17 protein-coding genes are annotated in these 19,268 nt (G+C 71.9%); 9 read left to right on the top strand and 8 right to left on the bottom strand.

Features of this window, described 5'->3' with window-relative positions; all coding sequences use genetic code 11:
• Nucleotides 1-8 precede the first annotated feature (8 nt).
• Entirely contained in the window at nt 9-155 is a 147-nt protein-coding gene (locus OG897_RS29325) for a sigma factor-like helix-turn-helix DNA-binding protein (RefSeq protein WP_266662485.1), read from the top strand.
• Nucleotides 156-379: 224 nt separating this feature from the next.
• Here OG897_RS29325 and OG897_RS29320 read toward each other — a convergent pair whose 3' ends face one another.
• The gene (locus OG897_RS29320; RefSeq protein WP_266661412.1) at nt 380-766 is read right to left on the bottom strand and encodes an ANTAR domain-containing protein; all 387 of its coding nucleotides are present in this window, start codon (nt 764-766) and stop codon (nt 380-382) included.
• A gap of 346 nt (nt 767-1,112) precedes the next feature.
• Nucleotides 1,113-2,303: a Vms1/Ankzf1 family peptidyl-tRNA hydrolase gene (locus OG897_RS29315; protein ID WP_266661410.1), complete on the bottom strand. Its 1,191-nt coding sequence runs from the start codon at nt 2,301-2,303 to the stop codon at nt 1,113-1,115.
• 264 nt (nt 2,304-2,567) lie between these two features.
• Between OG897_RS29315 and OG897_RS29310 the strand changes: the two genes are divergently transcribed.
• The 3 genes from OG897_RS29310 to OG897_RS29300 all read left to right on the top strand — a co-directional run bounded on the left by OG897_RS29310 (nt 2,568) and on the right by OG897_RS29300 (nt 4,710).
• The gene (locus tag OG897_RS29310; protein ID WP_266661408.1) at nt 2,568-3,245 is read left to right on the top strand and encodes a DsbA family protein; all 678 of its coding nucleotides are present in this window, start codon (nt 2,568-2,570) and stop codon (nt 3,243-3,245) included.
• Nucleotides 3,246-3,395: 150 nt separating this feature from the next.
• Nucleotides 3,396-3,650, top strand: coding sequence for a WhiB family transcriptional regulator (locus OG897_RS29305; protein ID WP_266661406.1), 255 nt, complete (start codon nt 3,396-3,398; stop codon nt 3,648-3,650).
• A gap of 142 nt (nt 3,651-3,792) precedes the next feature.
• A complete protein-coding gene (locus tag OG897_RS29300) occupies nt 3,793-4,710 on the top strand; it encodes a DUF72 domain-containing protein (protein WP_323188127.1) in 918 nt (305 codons plus the stop codon).
• Nucleotides 4,711-4,851: 141 nt separating this feature from the next.
• Here OG897_RS29300 and OG897_RS29295 read toward each other — a convergent pair whose 3' ends face one another.
• Nucleotides 4,852-5,187, bottom strand: a complete 336-nt coding sequence (locus tag OG897_RS29295; protein WP_266661404.1) for a nuclear transport factor 2 family protein — start codon at nt 5,185-5,187, stop codon at nt 4,852-4,854.
• Between the two features lie 8 nt (nt 5,188-5,195).
• A complete protein-coding gene (locus OG897_RS29290) occupies nt 5,196-6,392 on the bottom strand; it encodes a M20 family metallopeptidase (protein WP_266661403.1) in 1,197 nt (398 codons plus the stop codon).
• A 142-nt stretch (nt 6,393-6,534) separates the two neighbouring features.
• On the opposite strand from OG897_RS29290, the gene OG897_RS29285 reads away from it, so the two are divergent.
• Nucleotides 6,535-7,614 (top strand): Lrp/AsnC family transcriptional regulator, encoded by a 1,080-nt coding sequence (locus OG897_RS29285; RefSeq protein WP_266661401.1) that lies wholly within the window; start codon nt 6,535-6,537, stop codon nt 7,612-7,614.
• Between the two features lie 121 nt (nt 7,615-7,735).
• On the top strand, nt 7,736-8,623 hold the full coding sequence (locus OG897_RS29280) for an MBL fold metallo-hydrolase (protein WP_266662481.1): 888 nt from the start codon (nt 7,736-7,738) through the stop codon (nt 8,621-8,623).
• Nucleotides 8,624-8,692: 69 nt separating this feature from the next.
• Here the strand turns inward: OG897_RS29280 and OG897_RS29275 are convergent, their stop codons facing one another.
• The 3 genes from OG897_RS29275 to OG897_RS29265 all read right to left on the bottom strand — a co-directional run bounded on the left by OG897_RS29275 (nt 8,693) and on the right by OG897_RS29265 (nt 12,187).
• Nucleotides 8,693-9,796 carry a hypothetical protein gene (locus OG897_RS29275; protein ID WP_266661399.1) on the bottom strand — a complete coding sequence of 368 codons (1,104 nt, stop codon included), beginning with the start codon at nt 9,794-9,796 and terminating at the stop codon, nt 8,693-8,695.
• A gap of 2 nt (nt 9,797-9,798) precedes the next feature.
• Nucleotides 9,799-10,881 carry a hypothetical protein gene (locus OG897_RS29270; protein ID WP_266661397.1) on the bottom strand — a complete coding sequence of 361 codons (1,083 nt, stop codon included), beginning with the start codon at nt 10,879-10,881 and terminating at the stop codon, nt 9,799-9,801.
• Between the two features lie 502 nt (nt 10,882-11,383).
• Nucleotides 11,384-12,187, bottom strand: a complete 804-nt coding sequence (locus OG897_RS29265) for an SDR family NAD(P)-dependent oxidoreductase (RefSeq protein WP_266661395.1) — start codon at nt 12,185-12,187, stop codon at nt 11,384-11,386.
• Nucleotides 12,188-12,473: 286 nt separating this feature from the next.
• Here OG897_RS29265 and OG897_RS29260 point away from each other — a divergent pair, with 286 nt between their 5' ends.
• Together OG897_RS29260 and OG897_RS29255 are read left to right on the top strand one after the other, a co-directional pair.
• Complete coding sequence (locus OG897_RS29260; protein WP_266661393.1) at nt 12,474-13,199, top strand: trans-aconitate 2-methyltransferase; 726 nt, start codon at nt 12,474-12,476, stop codon at nt 13,197-13,199.
• A 223-nt stretch (nt 13,200-13,422) separates the two neighbouring features.
• Nucleotides 13,423-16,644 (top strand): bifunctional cytochrome P450/NADPH--P450 reductase, encoded by a 3,222-nt coding sequence (locus OG897_RS29255; RefSeq protein WP_266661391.1) that lies wholly within the window; start codon nt 13,423-13,425, stop codon nt 16,642-16,644.
• 223 nt (nt 16,645-16,867) lie between these two features.
• Here OG897_RS29255 and OG897_RS29250 read toward each other — a convergent pair whose 3' ends face one another.
• Nucleotides 16,868-17,491, bottom strand: a complete 624-nt coding sequence (locus OG897_RS29250) for a TetR/AcrR family transcriptional regulator (protein ID WP_266661389.1) — start codon at nt 17,489-17,491, stop codon at nt 16,868-16,870.
• A 185-nt stretch (nt 17,492-17,676) separates the two neighbouring features.
• On the opposite strand from OG897_RS29250, the gene OG897_RS29245 reads away from it, so the two are divergent.
• Nucleotides 17,677-19,263, top strand: a complete 1,587-nt coding sequence (locus OG897_RS29245) for an alpha/beta fold hydrolase (protein ID WP_266661387.1) — start codon at nt 17,677-17,679, stop codon at nt 19,261-19,263.
• The last annotated feature ends 5 nt before the right edge of the window (nt 19,264-19,268 follow it).

The raw sequence follows: 19,268 nt of genomic DNA, 5'->3' as shown, positions 1-19,268 counted from the left end.
AGTAGCGGATCCTCTACCAGCGGTACTTCGCCGACATGACCCAGGCGAACACAGCCACCGAAGTCGGCCTCTCCCAGATGCACGTCTCCCGCATCATCACCGGAGCGTGCAGCCGCATCCGCGCCCAGGTCCTGGCCGAACGGCCTGGCGCGTAGCGTCCGCCTCCGTCCGGACCGCAGCAGCAGGAACTGCCGCATTGCTCTGGGACGCAGAGGCGCGAACAACTGAACAATTGCACGGGCGACTTACTCAGACACGCCTTCTCGACTTCCCTCCCACCTTCTTCCTGGCGTACGCGATCGTCCTGCTGCCGTAGCGATCTGCTGCGGCAACGCGGAGGGCGGGACGGGTGGTTCCCGTCCCGCCCATTCCCCGGACTTCAGCCTTGTTCCGCCACGACACGCTCACACGCCCGGGCCAGGGCCTCCCTGATCGGCTGCGAGGGTGCGGGTCCCTGCACGCTGTCGACAAGGCGTTGCGCCACCGTGTGGAGCGTAGCGCCGGTGTGCTGGGACACCTCCACCAGGATGTGCCACGCCTGGTGCGGCGAGCACGGGGTCATCGCCATCACCACACCGCGTGCCATGTCGGTCAGTTGGTGAGCCCTCAACTCCCTCCGCAGATGCTCCAGTTCCTCCCGCAGCGCGGCAGGCGGCTGCGCGGGCGGAGTGTTGCGTGCGGAGGCCGGTCGCGCGGTTCGCTCCGCTTCGCCTCCACCGGGCGGCACTTGAACGGCCTCGGGTTCGTTCAGCTCTTTCGTCGCCATGGGGCTTGTCCCTTCCCTCGTCCCCATCGCTCCGCTGAACGGTGAGGCGTCTCCACTGTCACTTCTCGTTCCCCGCCGGTGTCCTGGCGGGGAACGAGGAGTTGAGCCCCCTGGCCCCGCTACGGGCCATCGCTGCTTCACCTGAGGATCGAGGGCTGGAGCCACCTTGCCGAGAGGGCAGCGGTCGACCGGAAGTGCTGGAGTCAGGGGGCGCGTCGCTCCGCACGGAGTTGTTCGTACCGTACGAAACGTCCGCTTCGGGCCACGTCCTGACCGCTCAATGTCCCCTACCCCGCTCTCGGCCCCACATTCCCGCGAGCACGACGGGTCGCTGTCGTACCGCCCGTCACCGCGCGCTCCCGGTATCCGGCGCCTCGTTCGTCCAGCGCAGTAGGGCGCCGAGGCCGCCCACGGGGACATCGGCGGCCATTCCCTCCACGGAATCCTCGGAGCCCTCGGCGCCCTCGGCGCCCTCGGAAGGGAGGATCAGGACCTCCGCCGAGGCCGCCGCCGCAGCCCTCACCAGAGCGTCGTCGGCGCGTGCCGGAACCGGATCGCGCTCACCGAGAGCCTGTACGTCGGTCCGGCGCACCGCCAGTTGGTCCGGTTCGGCCCCGACCCAGGTCTCCCGCGAGAGGTCGGCACCGCCGGGCCGCAGGAGGAGGGTGCCGATCCGGTGCTCCCGGGCGGCTTCCACCAGGGCGGGTACTCCCTCGACCGCGTCGGTCGCCCGGTCCGTGCCCACCCGGCCCGCGCGGAAGCGGTCGAGCGCCTCCTCGGCCCGGCGACGGGTGTACTGCCTGCGGGCCGCCTCGATCGCCTCGTCCAGCGCGGGTGAGCCGGAGCCGGGTGCGCGGCCTCCGTGTTCCGTCTCCACCGCGACCCGGCGGACGGTCTCGGGCAGCCTCTCGCGCACGGCGGGCCGCTCGCGGGGGTCGCCGACCAGGAGGACCAGATCGGCGCCGGACTCCTCGAACGCCGTACTCAGCGCTGCGGCGATCTCGCCCGCGTTGTGGTCCCAGGTGTTCTCGACCTTGAGCTGGAAGTGCCGCTCCGACCAGTCGGCGGAGGCCGTACGGTGAACCGGCCACTGGCGGCCTTCCACGGCGCCCGCTTCCCGCACCCCGCCGGTGTGGCGCAGTTCGAAGTCGGCGCCTGTCCGGTCGATGTAGGCGACGAGGCAGACCGGGTCCTGGTCGACGAGTTCCAGCAGGGGCGTCAGACGGGGCAGTGGGGCCCAGCAGGCGTTCTGCCGCTGCGGCGGCCGGGCGAGGCGACGGCTGAACGTCACCTCGCCCCCGGCAGCGAAGACCACGTGACCACCCGGTTCCTCCGCTTCCGCGGCTCCCGTCAGAGCTTGGCGCACTGCCTCGACGGTTGCCGCGTCGGCGCCTTCCTCCGCCAGCGCCCGGCAGGCTTCCCGTACCGACAGCTCACGCTGTTTGGCTCCGGACTCGTCGGTCTGGGCCAGGTCCGCATAGACGGAGGCCCACGGCCCGGGGCGGTCCAACAGCGTTGCCAGAGGTGACAGTTGCACAATTCCTCCTTATTCGTCCTCGATCAGGGCCCGGGTACCCGAGGGACGCAGGAGGACACACACCGATCGCTCCCGGCCCGAAACAGCCGTCGGACCGTGGCCACCACCCCCGGGCAGAACCCTCGTGTCGGACGCGGGCAGACGGGTACTCCGCCCGGACCGGCCCGTCGGCGGACAGCCGGGCGACGCGCCGGTCCGAAGAATCCGAAGTGGACAAGAACGTGGACAAGAAAACGGACAAAAACCGTGAAGGGCAGGGAAATCATGCCGATCGACGTCGCATCAGGCACGATCGCCGTCTACACGGACGTGGCCTGCGGATGGGCCACCGTGGGGCTGACGCGGCTGTACGCCGCCCGTGAGCGGGCGCGGGTACAGGACCGCCTGCGGGTGGACCACCGCCTCTTCCTGCTGGAAGACGTGAACCGGTTCCCCATCCCTAAGCGCTATCTGGACGCCGAGATCCCCGTAGTGGGGCACTTGGAGCCCCAGTTGGAGTTCAAGCCCTGGCAGCAGGATCCGTCGGCCTGGCCGGTGACCACGGCACCCGCGAACGAGGCGGTGCACGCCGCGAAGGCCCAGTCGTACGCGGCGGCCGAACAGCTCGACATGGCGCTGCGGCTGGCGTTCTTCCGCGACAGCCGCTGCATCTCGCTCCAGCACGAGATCCTCGACGTCGCCTCCGGCTGCGACCAGGTGGACACCGACGCCCTGGCCGAGGCCCTCGACACCGGAAGCGCCCGCGCCTCCATGATCCGCGACTACCGGGAACACCGCGACGAGATCCAGGGCAGCCCGCACTTCTTCCTCGCGGACGGCACCGACACCCACAACCCGGGCATCGAACTGCGCTGGGAGGGCGAACCCGGAGCCGGATACCCCGTGGTCGAGCACGACGATCCCCACGCCTACGACACCCTCGTGCAGCAGGCACTGAAGTGACGCCGCCACGCCGGTGCCCCGCGCACGTCGCCCTGCTGACTCTTCCCGTCGGCAACCGGCGCGCACGGCCCTGTTTATCCGCCACGAGGCGGGTCACCCGGGCCTGACGCAGTCGTCAACGAGCTGTCGATCAGGACGGGAGGACAGGCAATGGAGCGGTGGACGCAGGACGCGGCATGCACAGAGGTGGATCCGGAACTCTTCTTCCCGGTCAGCGCTTTGGGACCGGGAGCGGCACAGACGCAGCGCGCCAAGGAGGTGTGCGCTCGCTGTCCCGTGCGGGCGCAATGCCTGGGCTGGGCCCTGGAGACCCGTCAGCGGGCAGGTGTGTGGGGCGGGACCGACGAGAAGGAGCGCGCGACGATGCTGCGCCGCCGCGCGACGGCGGGGTCGGCGGCGTCCTGACGTACGGGAGGCCCGGTAGGAATAGGAAAAGGCAGGTGCGGGTCACTGGCCCGCCGTCGGGAATTCCTTGGCCTGCTGCTGCTTCGTCCCGGGCCTGCGAGGTACCCGCCCCAGGGACACCCACTCGTACCCGTCACAACCCCTGGGAGGCGACATCACCGCCGCGCACGCAGCGAACGTATCCGTCGGTGCCTGTTCCTGGACCGACCCGGCACTGGTCTCCAGCGGCTGGTACCCGCCGGGCTCCCGAGGAGCGGAGGGCCGACTGCGGCACTACGCCACCCGGTTCCCGCTGGTCGAGGTGGACAGCAGCTTCTACGCACTGCCCACGGAGCGCGTGGCCGGGCTGTGGGCCGAGCGGACGCCGGACGGCTTCGTCTTCGACGTCAAGGCTTTCGCCCTGCTCACCGACCACAGCGCCCGCACCACGGCGCTGCCCCCGGAGCTGCGGCACGTGGCGCGGGGCGCGGCCCGGGTCCGCAGGCGGGATCTGCCGCCGGAGGTCCTCGACGAGGTGTGGCGGCTGTTCCGCGCCGGGCTCGCTCCGCTGCGCGACGCCGGGCGGCTGGGCAGCGTGCTGTTCCAGTTCTCCCCTCGGTTCGGCCCGGAGGCCCGCTCCCTGGCGTATCTCGACGAGTGCCGCGAGCGCCTCGACGTGCCGATCAGCGTGGAGTTCCGCCACCCCGGCTGGTACGCGCCCCCAACACTGCCCGGTGCCCTCGCGTTCCTGAGGGAGCGGGACCTGCCGCTGGTGGCCGTCGACACCGCGCAGGGCCTGCCTTCCTCGCTGCCCCCGGTGGCGGAGGCGACGGCCGGGGACCTCGCGGTCGTACGGTTCCACGGGCGCAGCCCGCAGTGGGGAACCGGCAGCAAGGAGGACAGCTACCGGCACCACTACACGGAGGCCGAACTGCTCCCCTGGGTGCCGCGCGTCGAAGCGCTCGCCGCACGGGCCGGGCAGGTCCACGTCCTGTTCAACAACTGCTGCGCAACCGCCTCGGTGACGGCTGCGGAGCTGATGAGCCGACTGCTCGGACAGGAGCGGCCGGTGCCGGGTTGACGGTGTCTCCCGTCCGTGGCGCGGCTGGGCCCTGAGCGCGGTCAGCGGCAGGGCCGGTTCCTGGAGAGGACGGTCGGTCACCGGCTCCCCGGCAGGCCCGCCCGGCCGGGCGGGCCTGCCGAACCCTGACCGTGCCGCCGGTCAGCCGAGGAACTCGACGCGGTCGATGAGGCCGTCGCGGACGCGATAGGCCACCAGCACGCGCACCGGTTCTTCGCCCAGACCGTGGGCGACTTCGTGATCCACCACCCAGTCGCCCTCGGCGAGCCGGCCCACGATCTCCGCCCGGCAGCGGCGCTGGGCGAACTGCCCGGTGTACTGCTCCCGCAGGGCTTCACGGCCGTGCAGTTCGCTGCCGTCACGGCGGTGGACGACGACGTCCGGCGCGTACGTGGCGGCGAAGGCGTCGATGTCATGGGCGTTGTAGGCGGCGAGTTGCCGGTCGACCACCGCGCTCGGTCCGGTCGGATCGGTCATGTTCGTGCTCATTCCTGTGGTTCGGCCGCGAGGCGGCGGGTGGCGAGTTCCGCGTACAGTGCCGCGCCGTCGGCCAGCACCGCGTCGTCGAACTGCGCGTAGGGCGAGTGGTTGGGCGGCAGCTCCTCCGGGTCCGCCCCCTGGGGAGCGGCGCCGAGCCACACGAAAGAGCCGGGAACCTCGGCGAGGACCCGGGAGAAGTCCTCCGACCCGGTCAGCGGGTTCTGGAGTGTCGAGAAGCGCTCTTCCCCGAAGACCTCGCGGACGGTGTCCGCCAGGAAGTCGGTCTCGGCGCCGTCGGTCTCGGTCACCGGGTACTCGGGGACGTACTCGACTTCGGCCCGCAGGCCATGGGCTTCCGCGATGCCGCGGACCAGTGCGACCACCGTGTCGGCGACCCGGTCCTGCGCGGCGGCCGAGAAGGTGCGCACCGTCGCCTCGAAGGAGGCTGTCTCGGGGATCACGTTGCGCTGTGTTCCCGCGTGGAGGGAGCCGACGGTGATCACCACGGGGTCGAACACGTCGAACCGGCGGGTCACCATGGTCTGTAGGGCGGTGACCATCTCACACACCACCGGAATGGGGTCCTTGGCCCCGTGCGGTGCCGCTCCGTGCCCGCCCGCGCCTCGGACGGTGACGTTCAGCGCGCCGGAAGCGGCGAGGATCGGCCCGCGCCGTGAGGAGAACTCCCCGTGTCGCATGAACGCCCCCACGTGCAGGGCGTACGCGGCGACCGGACGTCGGCCCGCCGCCTCCAGCACGCCCTCGGCCAGCATGGCCCCTGCCCCGTCCCAACCCTCTTCGCCGGGCTGGAACATGAAGACCACGTCGCCCTGGAGCTGCTCCCGCCGCGCGGCCAGCAGGCGGGCCGCCCCGGCGAGCATGGTGGTGTGCAGATCGTGCCCGCAGGCGTGCATGGCCCCGTTCTGGGATGCGTACGACAACGAGGTCTTCTCCACGACGGGCAGTGCGTCCATGTCGCCGCGGAGCAGCACCACGGGGCCCGGCCTGCCGCCGCGCAGCACTGCGGTGACCGAGCTCAGGCCGGTGCCCCGGCTCACTTCCAGTGGCAGTCCGTCCAGCGCCTCCAGCACCCGTTCCTGGGTGCGCGGCAGGTCGAGTCCCGCTTCCGGGAAGCGATGGAGTTCGTGGCGGAGACGGACCAGCTCCGGGGCCAGGCCGAGAGCGTCGTCGTACAAGGACATGGATACCTCTCACTGAGCGTATGTGCGCCGGAACCTGGTTCCGTGCGGACTCGTTCGGTGATTCTGAAACTCTGGGCTGAGGTTTCCGGCAGAATCGCAGGATCACACCACGGAAGGGCCATCTGATGAACGAATCCACCGCATGCTGCCAGTGAGCCGCGCCGACACCGAGGCGGACGAGCTGGACCTCGCGCTGGTGAACGCGCTCCAGCTCCAGCCCCGGGCATCCTGGGCGCTGCTCGGCCAGACCCTGGGCATCAGCCCGGTCACCGCCGCCCGCCGCTGGCGCCGTCTCACGGAGGCCGGGATCGCCTGGGTGACCGCGTACGGCCTGCCCTCGCCCCATGACCGAGGGTGCATCGCGTTCCTGGATCTCGACTGCGCTCCCGGCCGTCTCTGGCAGATCGCGAACGTGCTGGCGGACGATCCGCACGTGCTGAGCATCGAGCACCTCGCCCAGGGCTGCGACCTCTTCGTCACCGCGGCCTTCACCGACCTGGCGCTGGTCTCCCGTTACGCCGCCGACCGGATCGGCGAGCTGCCGGGCATCACCGCCGTGCGCGTACGCCTGGCCACCGGCTTCTACGCCGAGGGGGTCCGCTGGCGCCTGGGATCCCTGGAACCCGGCCAGCGCCAGGAGCTCCACGGCAGACCCCCCGGCGGCTACACGCAGCCCTCCCAGGTCCGCGAGGAGGACCGGGGTCTGCTCATCCAACTGGGCATCGACGGCCGCCGCGACCAGACCGAACTGGCCGCCGCCACCGGACTCAGCCCCTCCACCGTGCGCCGCCGCCTCGACCGCATCGCCGCCTGCGACACCATCCGCTTCCGCTGCGAGATCGCCACGCGCGACGCCGGACGCCCCGTCCTCGCGTCCTACGAGGCGACCCTGCCCCCCGACCAGCTCGACGAGATCGGCCCCCGGATCGCCCGACTCCCCGAAACCCGGCTGTGCACCGCCGTCACCGGCCCCCACAACCTCCATCTCTCCCTCTGGCTGCGCTCCCTCGCCGACGGCCAACGGCTGGAAGCCTCACTCAGCCACACCTACCCCGACCTGCACATCGCCCAGCGCCGGATCTCGCTGCACACCGTCAAGCGCATGGGGCGGATCCTGGACGCGGACGGACGGGCGGTACGCGCCGTGCCCATGGACATCTGGCAGGACCCCGTCCCCGCAGCAGGACCCCATCCCCCGCACCTGAACAGAGCGGCATCCTGAACAGAGCGGCACGACGCGGTAAGTACAAGATCCGGTCGTCTTCCTTTCCGGGTACGGCGCGGGGTACCTCTGGACCGTGAGCGGCCGGTCGGCGGGCGCGGTGCGGGAGGCAGCGGTGACGATGAACCAGGAGCGGTACGAGGACGGCTGGCGGGTGGACGAACGGTGCACGAACTGCGACGTCGCCCGACAGCTCGCGCCCGGTCTGATACGCGAGGTCGACGGCCGTTCGGTCGTGCTGCGCCAGCCGCGCGACCGCAGCGAGGTCCAGCGGTTGAACGCCGCGGCGCACGCCTGCCCCTCCCGTTCGATCCGCCCGCCGGCCGGACGGCTGGAGGCGGCACTGGACCCCTTCCCGATGGCCCTGGACAGCGCCGTGTTCCTGTGCGGGCACAACTCCCCGCACACGGCGGGAGCCAACTCCTACCTGCTGCGCCGCCCCGGCGGCACCTCGATGATGGTGGACACGCCGCGCTGGAGCGCCTCGTTGGCCGCACGCTACGAACAACTGGGTGCCGTCACGGATGTCCTGCTCACCCATCGCGACCACGCCGCGCACGGCCGTCGGTACGCCGATCACTTCGGCGCCAGGCTGTGGATACACGAGGGTGACCTGGATGCCGCCCCGGACGCCGATCGGGTGCTTCGCGGGACCGGCCCGGCGCGGATCGGCGAAGGAGTGGTCGCCTTCCCCTTACCGGGGCACACCCGGGGCAGCGTGCTGTTCCTCGCGGACGAGCGGTACTGCTTCAGCGGCGACAGCTTCTACTGGTCACGCGGTACGGCGGACATCGAGGTGGCCGACAGCATCACCTGGTACTCCATCGGCGAACTGGCCGACTCCCTGGCCCGGACGGCCGACCGGCTGCACTTCGAATGGCTGCTGCCCGGCCACGGCGACCGCCGGCGCCTCCCCGCCGACGACATGGCCCTGCGATTGCGGCAGTTGGCGGCGCGCACCCGCGAACTCCGGCCCCGCCCGATCGATTTCACCGCGATGCGGTGGTGACGCACCCCGGCGTCGGGCGGACGCACCGGTCGTGGTCCGCCCGTCGGCGATGGTGCAACCCGGCTCGACCTAGCCGAACCGCAGGACGCGCGGTGCGAAGGTGCCCTCGGGGCCGCTCGCGCGGCCGACCGCCCACACCGTCGTGGTGCCCGGCACCGGGGCCAGGTGCAGGGCCGCAGAGTCACCTTCTCCCGGTACCTTCGGTTCGTCGTACTCGGCGAACGACTGGCCGTTCCAGACGAGGAAGTCCGGTCCCGGGACGAGCGGCGGGTTGCTGCCGGGCGGGCCCCACTTCAGCGAGCGGGCCACCGCGACCCAGCCCAGTGCGCCGGAGGGGGCGGGAGCCAGTGAGGTGACCGAGCCGAAGGTGGTGGGCATGGTCACCGTGCGCCACGCCTGGCCGTCCCAACGGGCCAGCAGCGGCGGGATCGGCTTGCCCGCCGGGCCTCCGATGAAGCCGCCCGTGCCGCCCGCCCACACCTCGGTCGGCGAGACCGCCAGGACACTGCCCACGGCCGCGCGGGGGAACCCGCTCACGACGGTCTGCCGCCATTCCTGCCCGTCCCAGTGCGACACGGTGGCTCCCGAGCCGGAGGCGCCCGCCGCCCAGACGTCGTCGGCGGCCACCAGGTGCAGGCCGTAGACGGATCCCGGTGGCACCGGCAGGTCCCGCCAGCCCTTCCCCTCCCGGCGCAGCAGTACCTGGGCGTTGTCCCGCGTACCGATCAGCCAGGTCTGGCCCGCTCCCGCGACGGCCTTGGTCAGGACGACGCCGCTCGGAACGCGGCTCTCGGACCAGGTGGTGCCGTCGGAGCGGAGCAGGCGGGTGGCGCCCGCCGCGTCGCGACCGACCGCCCATGCCTCGGTCGGGCCGGTCGCCGCGACGGACAGCAGCTCGCCCTGCCAGCGGATGCCCGGCAGGTTCTGGCGCTGCCACGCGGTGCCGTCCCAGCGCAGTACCAGCGGGTAGCCCGGCGCGGAGCGGCCGACGGCGTCCGCGCCCACCGCCCAGGCCCGGTCCGGCCCCAGCGCCGCGGCCTCGTTCAGCGCGGCTTGCGGGCGTACCTGTGCGGGCACCGCCACGTGTTGCCAGGTCGGGGACTGGGCCGATGCCGAGGGCAGTACGAGAGTGACGGCGGCGGCGAGGGCCGTGACGAGGAGTCGGCGTGCCATGGTCAGCCTCCCAGGCGTTCGCTCATGAGGTTCGGCCGGGAACCGTAGATCTCGACGGTTCCGAAGGACAGCAGTGCGGTGCCGGTGCTCGTCAGCGCCCGCGCCGCGACCTCGATCGCGTTCTCGCGCTCGGGGCCGTACGAGAAGGTGACGCGGGCCGGTCCCACGCGTGCGTACTTGGACTGGAAGGCACGGTCGCTGCGCAGCGGCAGCCACAGCGCGCCGTCCGGGCCGCGCACCATGCCCTCGGTGTGGGCGTCGGCGAGGGCTGCGGGGAAGGTGGTGCGCCAGGTGTTCCCGATCCGGGTCATCAGGTAGGTGCGGGACACCCCGTCGGTGTACTGGCTGCCGCCGAGGGTGATCCGGCCGGACGGTTCGAGGAGCATCGTGTGGACGTTGCCGTCGCGCGGCAGCGGCACCTTCGCGTCCCGCCAGGCCGTACCGTCCCAGCGCAGGACGACGGTGCCGCTGGTGGTGTCCGCCCAGGCCCAGGCGTCGGTGGCGCTGCGCGCGGTGATCCCCATCAGGAAGAGAACGCCTTCGGGGGTGGTCTGCGAGGTCCAGCCGGAGCCGTCGTAGCGCAGCACCTTCAGTCCGGTGCTGTCCTCACCGACCACCCAGGCGGCGCCGGGCACCGCGGTGAAGTCCTGGTACGTCCAGAGGGTGTGCGGCAGCGGTACGACGCTCCAGGTCGCCGCCCCTCCCGGGCTCGCGGCCGACCGGCGCAGGATCTCTCCCGCGCCCGCCCGGTTGCGGAAGATCCACACCTCCTCGCCGACGAACTGCACCTTGCGCAGCGAGCCCGGCTCGTCGGCGCCGGGGAAGGTGGTGTCCCTGCTCCACGCCCTGCCGTCCCACCGGTACAGCAGCGGCCGCTGCCCGTCGGCGGTGCCCTCGGAGCCGGTCGCCCATGCCTCGCCCGGTCTTCGGGCCGCGATGTCGGACACGTACGCGGGCGGACCCGCCGCGGGCACCGGCACCGTGGACCAGCCGGGTGTGGGGGCCGCCGCTGCGGGTGACACCGTCGACAGCACGGCGGCACACGCGGTCAGCAGGCAGACGAAGACCGCACGGAGACGGTTCACAAGACCTCCCGGAGTACGAACCGGAGCACGACCGGAGCACGAAGGGCGCACAGCCTAAGGGCGTTCGCTCACCATGAACAGAGCACGCACGCCTGCCAGTTGGGCCGGAAGTGGCGGCTGTCAGGCGGTCCGGTGCCGGGCGCACGGGGGGGGCAGCGGCCACCAGGGCCGCTCCAGGGACACCCCAACCGCACCTCGTGGAAGACCTCGTGGAAGCCGAGTTGCTTGTCGAGCTGAGCGGGTCGCCGACCAGCGGGGCGAGCGCCCCCTTGAGTACGGTGAAGGCGCGGCGGGCTCCGCTTGGGGCGAGGGAGGACCGGCCGGGCAGCCCGTCGGCGTACACCCCGGTGAACCTGTAGCGGCTCCGCCACACCACTGAGGCGCTACGGGACCCGATCGCAGCGGGCCGCATCGCGCCCCCGAGACCGGAGCACCAGCATGGGGTGCTGGCGCTGGGAACCGCGCCAGGCACGGCACCCTGGCCCCGGTGCGCGACGGACGTTCAGGCTCGCATGCCGCCGTCGACCCGGAGGACGGTGCCCGTGACGTAGGAGGAACGGTCACTGAGGAGCCAGGCGGCGGCCTGGGCGATCTCGTCGGGCTCGGCCGCGCGGCGCAGTGGAGTCTTCGCGTTGAGCTGGTCCAGGACACCGGGCGAGTTCGCTTCCCAGGAGCGGATCATCTCGGTCAGCGTGGTGCCGGGGGCGATCGCGTTGACGCGTATGCCTTCGGGGCCGTAGGTGACGGCAGCCGACTCGGTGAGGCTGTTCACAGCCCGCTTCATCGCCCCGTAGGCGGGCAGTTCGGGGTTGCCCCTCAGGCTGCCGACGCTGGAGTTGTTGACGATGGCCCCCTTCCCCGCGGTGGCGCGGATGGCGGCGACCTCGGCGACCATGGCCAGCCACGGGCCCTTGAGGTTCACGGAGTAGATGTAGTCGAAGTCGGCCTCGGTCACCTGGTCCATCGGGCCGGGAGGGATTCCCGTCGCGGCGTTGTTGAAGGCGACGTCGAGTCGGCCGTACAAGTCCACCGCTCGGTCGACAGCGGCGCGCGTACTGGCCGCGTCGGCGAGATCGCACACCACGTAGTCCGCGATGCCGCCTGCCGCCCGGACTTCCTCGGTGACCGCTTTCAACTGGTCCTCCGTGCGGGCCGCGAGCAGCACGTGAGCGCCCTCCCGGGCGAACAGCCGAGCCGCTGCGGCGCCGATGCCTCGACCGGCACCCGTGATGAAGGCGACCTTCCCGGCCAACAGGCCCGGTTCGGCGGGTAGGGGAGATGTGCTGGTGGTGGGTGTGTTGTTCATGGGACTGATTCTGCGCCGAGTGGTGTCGGTGAAGTCAACTCCGCCTGCGGGCAGGAATTTTGATGGGTTCGGCGGCCGTACCTACGAGGCCACCGCCCCGGTGGGCGACGATCGGGTGGCTGCCAGAGGGTCGCGCGGTGGCCCGGCCGATGCGGTAGGCCGACCAGCCCCGTGCGCGCAGGCGCACCAGCAGGGGCCCGGCCGCCGGGACCCCGGATTTCACGGGCCGCCGGGGTCCCGGCGTGGAGCGTGGACGCGTCCCGTGCGGCGGTGCAGCGTGAGTGCCATGGAACAGTACGACGCGATCGGATCGCGGTTCATGGAGTCGAAGACGACCGCGGCCTTCTCCGCCGCTGATACGCACAGCCTCCTGCTGGAGGTCGGAGATGTGGCCGGAGTGGCGGCCCTGGACCTGGCCTGCGGTTACGGGCACAACACCCGCCTGCTGGCAGACCGAGGAGCACGGCCCGTGGTCGGAGTCGACGTCTCCCCGGAGATGATCGGTCTCGCGAGGAGTGCACGGGACGACAGGATCGAATTCGTCCTCGCGGACGTGGTCGCGATGCCCGTGATCGGGAAGTTCGGGCTCGCCACGGCTGTCTACCTCTTCCACTACGCACCCACCCGCGAGGCCCTGCGGGGGATGTTCCGCAGCATCCGGGCGAACCTCTCGCAGGAGGGCCGCCTGGTGGCCATCGTGCCGAACCCCTCCCCTTATCCGGAGGCGAACTGGGACGACTTCGACGTGACCGTGCGCGAACGGGTGGCCACCGGTACGGGCTCAGACGTGCCGCTGCTCAAGGCAGCGTTCCTGACGGACCCTCCGATCCCGTACGAGTTCTGGGAATGGCAGCGGGACGATCTCGAACGAGCGGCGGTCGAGAGCGGGTTCTCCGACGTGCGGTGGAAGCCCATCTCGACTCCGCCCGCGCATGCTCAGCAGGAGGAGGAAGTGTGGGCGAAGTACCGGGCGAATCCCGTCAGTTCACTCTTGGTCTGCCACGCCCGGTAGGACCCCGTCAGATCCATCCGGCGGAGCTGCCCGAGGCGCCTCGCGACAGGTGACGGTCTGGCGGTCTGGCGGTCGTCGAGAGCCCGACGCGCTCCGGGTGGTTCCGGTTGCCTCGTTCCGCTGCGTCGTTGAACACGTTCCCTCGACATTGTCACTCGACAATGTCGGGCGATAAGCTGCCGTCAAGGCAAGCGGCTGCTGGTGCGGCACGAGAGGCGGAGTCATGACTCACACGTCCACGATCACCCCGGTGAAGACGGCGAATACCGCGAAGACCGCGAGCGAGGGAACGGCGGCGCTCACAGAGATCCCCGAGCGCCCCGCGCTCCCCCTGATCGGTCACGCCCTCACCATCCCCCGGGGCGCCGACGGCCTCCTCCATCTCGTCAAGGAGGTCAAAGAGCTCGGCCCGCTGTACCGGGTGCGCGCCTTCGGCAACGAGACCGTGGTCGTCGGCGGCCTCGACCTCGTCACCGAACTGGCGGACGAGACCCGGTTCCGCAAGAACGTCCACGCGGACCTCGTGGAGATCCGGCAGATCGCCGGGGACGGCCTCTTCACCGCCTTCGCCCACGAGCCCAACTGGCAGAAGGCGCACGACATCCTGATGCCCGCCTTCTCGCTGGGGGCGATGCGCGGGTACCACGCGACCATGCTCGGCGTGGCGCGGTCACTGATCGCCAAGTGGGACCGCGCGGCGGGAAGTTCGGCGGTCGACGTGCCCGCCGACATGACGCGGCTGACCTTCGACACCATCGGACTGTGCGGATTCGGGTACGACTTCGAGTCGTTCCGCAGCGAAGAGGCGCACCCCTTCGTCGGGGCGATGGGGCGCGCACTGGCCTTCACCCAGGCCAAGAGCGAGTCGTTGCCGGGTACGGAGATCTTCCGGCGGAAGCAGGCGGAGCGGTTCCGCAAGGACGCGGCCCTCATGACGGACCTCGTCGACGAGGTGATCCGGCAGCGCCGGGCCTCCGGCGACACCTCCACCGACGACCTGCTCGGCCGGATGCTGCACACCCGCGACGCGGCCACCGGCGAGCCGCTGGACGACCTGAACATCCGCCACCAGGTGATCACCTTCCTCATCGCGGGCCACGAGACCACCAGCGGCGCCCTGTCCTTCGCCCTGCACTACCTGACCAAACACCCCGAAGTCCTCGCCCGCGCCCAGGCCGAGGTCGACACGTTGTGGGGCGATGCCGAGACGCCGTCGCCCTCGTACGGGGACGTAGGAAAGCTGACGTACCTCCGGCAGGTGCTCAACGAGAGCCTGCGGCTGTGGCCGACCGCGCCCGCGTTCGCCGTGGAACCCCTGGAGGACACCGTCATCGGCGGCAGGTACCCGGTGCGCAAGGGCGAGACGCTCATGGTGCTCATCCCCGCCCTGCACCGGGACCCGGCCTGGGGCGAGAACGTCGAGCTGTTCGACCCCGAGCGGTTCTCGCCGGAGCGCGAGGCGGAGCGGCCCGTGCACCTCTTCAAGCCGTTCGGCAGCGGTGAACGGGCTTGCATCGGGCGGCAGTTCGCGCTGTACGAGGCAACTCTGCTACTGGGCCTCATCGTTCACCGCTATCGGCTCGTCGACCATGCCGACTACCGGTTGAAGCTCCACCAGTCGCTCACCATCAAGCCCGACGGGCTCACCCTCGGACTCGTGCGGCGCACCGCCGGGGAGCGGCGGACGCCCGTCGTCGTGCACCAGGCCCCGGTGGCTGCCGATCCTCAACGCCGCGCGACCGCTACCGCGTTGACCCTGCTGCACGGCTCCAACCTCGGCACCTGCGCCGGTCTCGCCCGCGACCTGGCGTCCGAGGGGGACGCGTACGGCTTCAGCGCCTCGGTGGCCTCGCTCGACGAGCGGGCCGGGAAGCTCCGCGGGGCCGACGGGCCCGTGGTGATCGTGGCCGCCTCGTACAACGGCCGTCCCACCGACGACGCCGCCCGCTTCGTGGAGTGGCTGGAGGGTCTGGAGCCGGGCGCGCTGGAGGGGTTGCGGTACGCCGTCCTGGGCGTCGGCGACCGCAACTGGGCCGCGACCTACCAGCGCATACCGACCCTCGTCGCCGAGCGGCTGCGTGCGGCCGGGGCCGTACCGCTCCTTGAGCGCGGGGCTGCGGACGCCTCGGGGGACTTCGCCGGGGCCGTGGACCGGTGGAGCGCCGGTCTGTGGGCGGCCCTGCTCGACCAGTACGGCGAGGGCCAAGTGCCCGAGGCGCCGGAAGCGGAGGAGGAAGCCGGGCTCTACTCGCTCACCGATGTCTCCGACTCCGTCGTCGGCGAGCTCGCCGGGCAGTACGGCGTGCGGCCCATGCGGGTCGTGGAGGCGTACGAACTCGTCGACACGGAGCACCCGTTGGGCCGCTCCAAGCGCTTCCTGAGGATCCGGCTGCCGGAGGGCGTCGGCTATCGCACCGGCGACCACCTGGCCGTCCTGCCGCGCAACTCCGAGGCTCTCGTCCAGCGGGTCGCCGACCGGTTCGGGCTCGACCTCGACCGCACCGTCCGCCTCGACGCCCGCCGCCACAGCCGGGCCGTGCTCCCCGTCGACCGGCCGCTGACCCTGCGCCGTCTGCTCACCGAGTTCGTCGAGCTCCAGCAGCCCGCGACCCCGGAACAGGTGGCCCAGATCGCCGAACACACCGCGTGTCCGCCGGAGCGGCAGGCCCTCGTCGCGGCCGGTGCGGAGGCAGCCGACGGGCGCAGCGTCCTGGACGTGCTGGAGACGTACCGTTCCTGCACGCTGCCGTTCGAGCGGTTCCTGGAGACGCTGCCCGCGCTGCGCCCGCGCCAGTACTCGATCTCCTCGTCCGCACAGGCGTCCCCCGGCGAGGTGGAACTGATGGTGTCGCTGCTCGCCGCGCCGCACCGGAGCGCCTCCGGCACCTTCCGGGGCGTCGCGTCCCACTACGTACAGACGCTGGAGGCCGGGGACGAGGTGCTGGCCGGGGTGCTGCCGTGCGCGGAGCCCTTCCGGCTGCCCGAGGGCGACGACGCCCCGGTGATCCTGGTCAGCGCGGGCACCGGCCTGGCACCGTTCCGCGGGGCCGTCCTCGACCGGCTGCACCGGGGGTCGACGGAGACGCTGCTGTGCTACTTCGGCTGCGACCACGCGGACGTCGACTACCTGCACCGCGAGGAGTTCGCGCGGGCCGAGGCGGCGGGCGCGGTCAGCATGCGACCCACGTTCTCGCGGGCCGCCGTGGACGGCGTGCGGTACGTCCAGGACCGGATCGCCCGTGAGAGCCGCGAGGTCTGGGACGTGCTGGCGGCGGGCGGCCGCGTCCGGGTCTGCGGGGACGGGCGGCGGATGGCTCCGGCGGTGCGGGAGGCGTTCCTGGCCGTGTACCGCGAGCACACCGGCGCGGACGACGCGGAGGCGAGCGCGTGGCTGGCCGCGCTGAGGGAGTCCGGCGCGTACGTCGAGGACGTCTGGGCGGGCTGACCCCGCTCCGCGCGAGCTGCCTCCCTCCGTACGGTACGAAGTGGGCCCCGCAGCCGGTGATCACCGGCTGCGGGGCCTTCGCGCGCTCGGGCGCGGGGCGTTGGCCTGCGCCCGCTCGAAGCGTCGGACCGCTCAGACGGACCGCTCAGACGGACCGCTCAGACGGACCGCTCAGACGGACCGCTCAGACGGACCGCTCAGGCGGACCGCTCAGGCGGACCGCTCAGGCGGCGGGCGGCGTCACCTCGTCCGGGGTCCCGCCCGCCAGCACGACCGTGCTCGACACCAGGGCGTGCAGGCAGTGCCGTTCGGCCTCCTCGTCGGGGAGGGTCAGGAGCTGGAGGCTGAGGCCGTCGAAGGCGCCCAGGAAGTAGTGCGCGACGACGGTGGCGGGAACGGCGAGCGCGTGTCCGGTCCGTTCGGCGACCTCCTCGATCAGCCGTGCCGTCACCCTCTCCACCGCGAGGTGGTGGCCGTGCACGACGTCGTGGAGCTTCGGTGTGCGCAGCGCGAACAGCGTGAGTTCGTTGAGCAGTTGGTGGGTGGCGCGCTGCTCGCGCACGGTGTGCCAGAGGGCGGTGGCCATGACGGTCAGGCTCTCCGCGAAACCGCCGTTCGTCGGCGACGTCTTCTCGACGTGGACGACGAGGTTCTGGGTGAGCTGCTCCATGACGGCCCGGTACAGGTCCTCCTTCGTACCGAAGGTGTAGTGCACCGTCGCCTGCGCGACACCGAGCTCGGCGGCGATGGCGCGGGTGCTGCCGGCGGCGACGCCCTCGCGGGACATGAGGGCGATGGCCGCCTCGACGAGTTGGGGGCGGCGTTCTGCCGCGGTCACGTGAGCCATGCCCGCACTCTATCGACATGGTCGGTCGAAACAGTCACCCGATCATCCTCGGGCGCTCCGGCCGTCCCCGTGGATTCTTACACCGCTCTGTCATAGCTCTGCCGTCGCTGTGAAACGCGCCCGGCAATGTCGTTCTCGCAGCCCAGGGGCACCCCGAGGCGCAGGAACCACCACGAGGAGCGGACATGACGTACGCGAACACGTCCAAGGTCAAGAAGACCGCACGCCGGGCCGGACCGGCCGTCGCCGTCGCGGCGCTGCTGGCGACCGCCGCGACCACCCTGCCGGTGAGCGGGCCGAAGGTGACCACCGTGGCCGCCACCACCGTCGGCGTCTCCCCGGCCGCGACCGTCCCGGAATGGTGCCCCGCCGTCCCCGGGCACCGGGTCGACTGCGGGGCGCTGGACCGCCCGCTGGTCACGGGCAGTCCCCGGCTCGGGAAGGTGAAGGTGAGCTACGCGGTCGTACGGCACAGCGGGCCGGGCCCCGCCAAGGGCACCGTGGCCGTCAACACCGGCGGGCCCGGCGAGGTCGTCGTTGACCGTGCCCCCGTCTTCGGCCAAGCGCTGGGCGACCTGCTCAGGGACCACGACCTCCTTCTCGTCGACCCGCGCGGCACCGGCCGCTCCGGGCGCATCCCCTGCGGGGTCACCGACGCCGAGTACCGCTTCGGCACTCGCGCCCGGCAGCGGGCCGCCGTCGAACGGTGTGCCGCGAACCTCGGGCCCAGGGCCGCCGCCTACACCAGCGCGGCCACCGCCGACGACATCGACGCCGTCCGCGCGCGGCTCGGGGTGCGCCAGCTCTCCCTGTACGGGCTGTCGTACGGCACGTATCTGATGCCGGTGTACGCCTCCCGGCACCCGGAGCGGGTCCGCTCGATCGTGCAGTCCGGGGCCTATCCGCTCGGGTTCGACCCGCTGTCGCGTCCCCAGGCTCAGGCCGTCTCGAAGTCCCTGCACCGCGTGTGTGGGCGCAGCCTCGCGAAGTCCTGCGACGGGAGGCAGGCGGTGAACGACCTCAGGACCGTCGCCGCCCGGCTGCGGGCCCGGCCGATGACCGTGCCGGTGACGACCGAGCACGGCACGTACTCCGTACGGTTCACCGAGGGCAAGCTCGCCAACCTGATGTTCGAGGCGGCGAGCCGCGAGGTCGGGGCGGCGCCGGGCGAGCCCTCGCTGCTCGGGCGGCTGCCCTCGGCCCTGAGCGAGTTCGCCCGCGGCGACGCCGCTCCCCTGCGCGCGCTCGCCCAGGAGGACGGGGCGTCCGGCAGCCTGGAGGACCAGGCCCCGTACATCGGCGTGGTGTGCAACGACTACCGTCGGGCCTGGTCGGTGGAGGCGCCGGTGTCCGAGCGGTGGCGTCAGTACCGGGCCGCGCTGGCGGGCGCGGGGCGCGGCGAGCACGGCGCGTTCAGCGCCGGGGGGTTCAACGAGGGCGCCACGGACGGCGGCGACGTGTGCATCGGCTGGCCGCGCGAGAACACCGCGGCGCAGCCGCAGCCCACGCACCCGAAGCTGCCCGACGTCCCGGTGCTCGTGCTCTCCGGCGACCTCGACGCCAACACGCCCGACGCCAACGGGGTCAAGGCGGCACGGCAGTTCCGTGACAGCAGGTTCCTCTCGGTGGTCAACACCGGTCACGTCCCCGAGTGGGAGCCGACCGGCTGCGTCACCGGTGTCTCGACCCGCTTCCTGCGTACCGGCACGACCGGCGACACGTCGTGCCTGCGCGGCCTGGAGCCGATCACCGTCGAGCCCGTTCGCAAGTGACTTCC

Origin of the sequence: Streptomyces sp. NBC_00237, assembly GCF_026342435.1 — a bacterium.
In the GTDB taxonomy this organism is placed as follows: Bacteria; Actinomycetota; Actinomycetes; order Streptomycetales; family Streptomycetaceae; genus Streptomyces.
The sequence above is the reverse complement of the archived record's forward strand: the minus strand, read 5'-3'. Positions and strand labels throughout refer to the sequence as shown.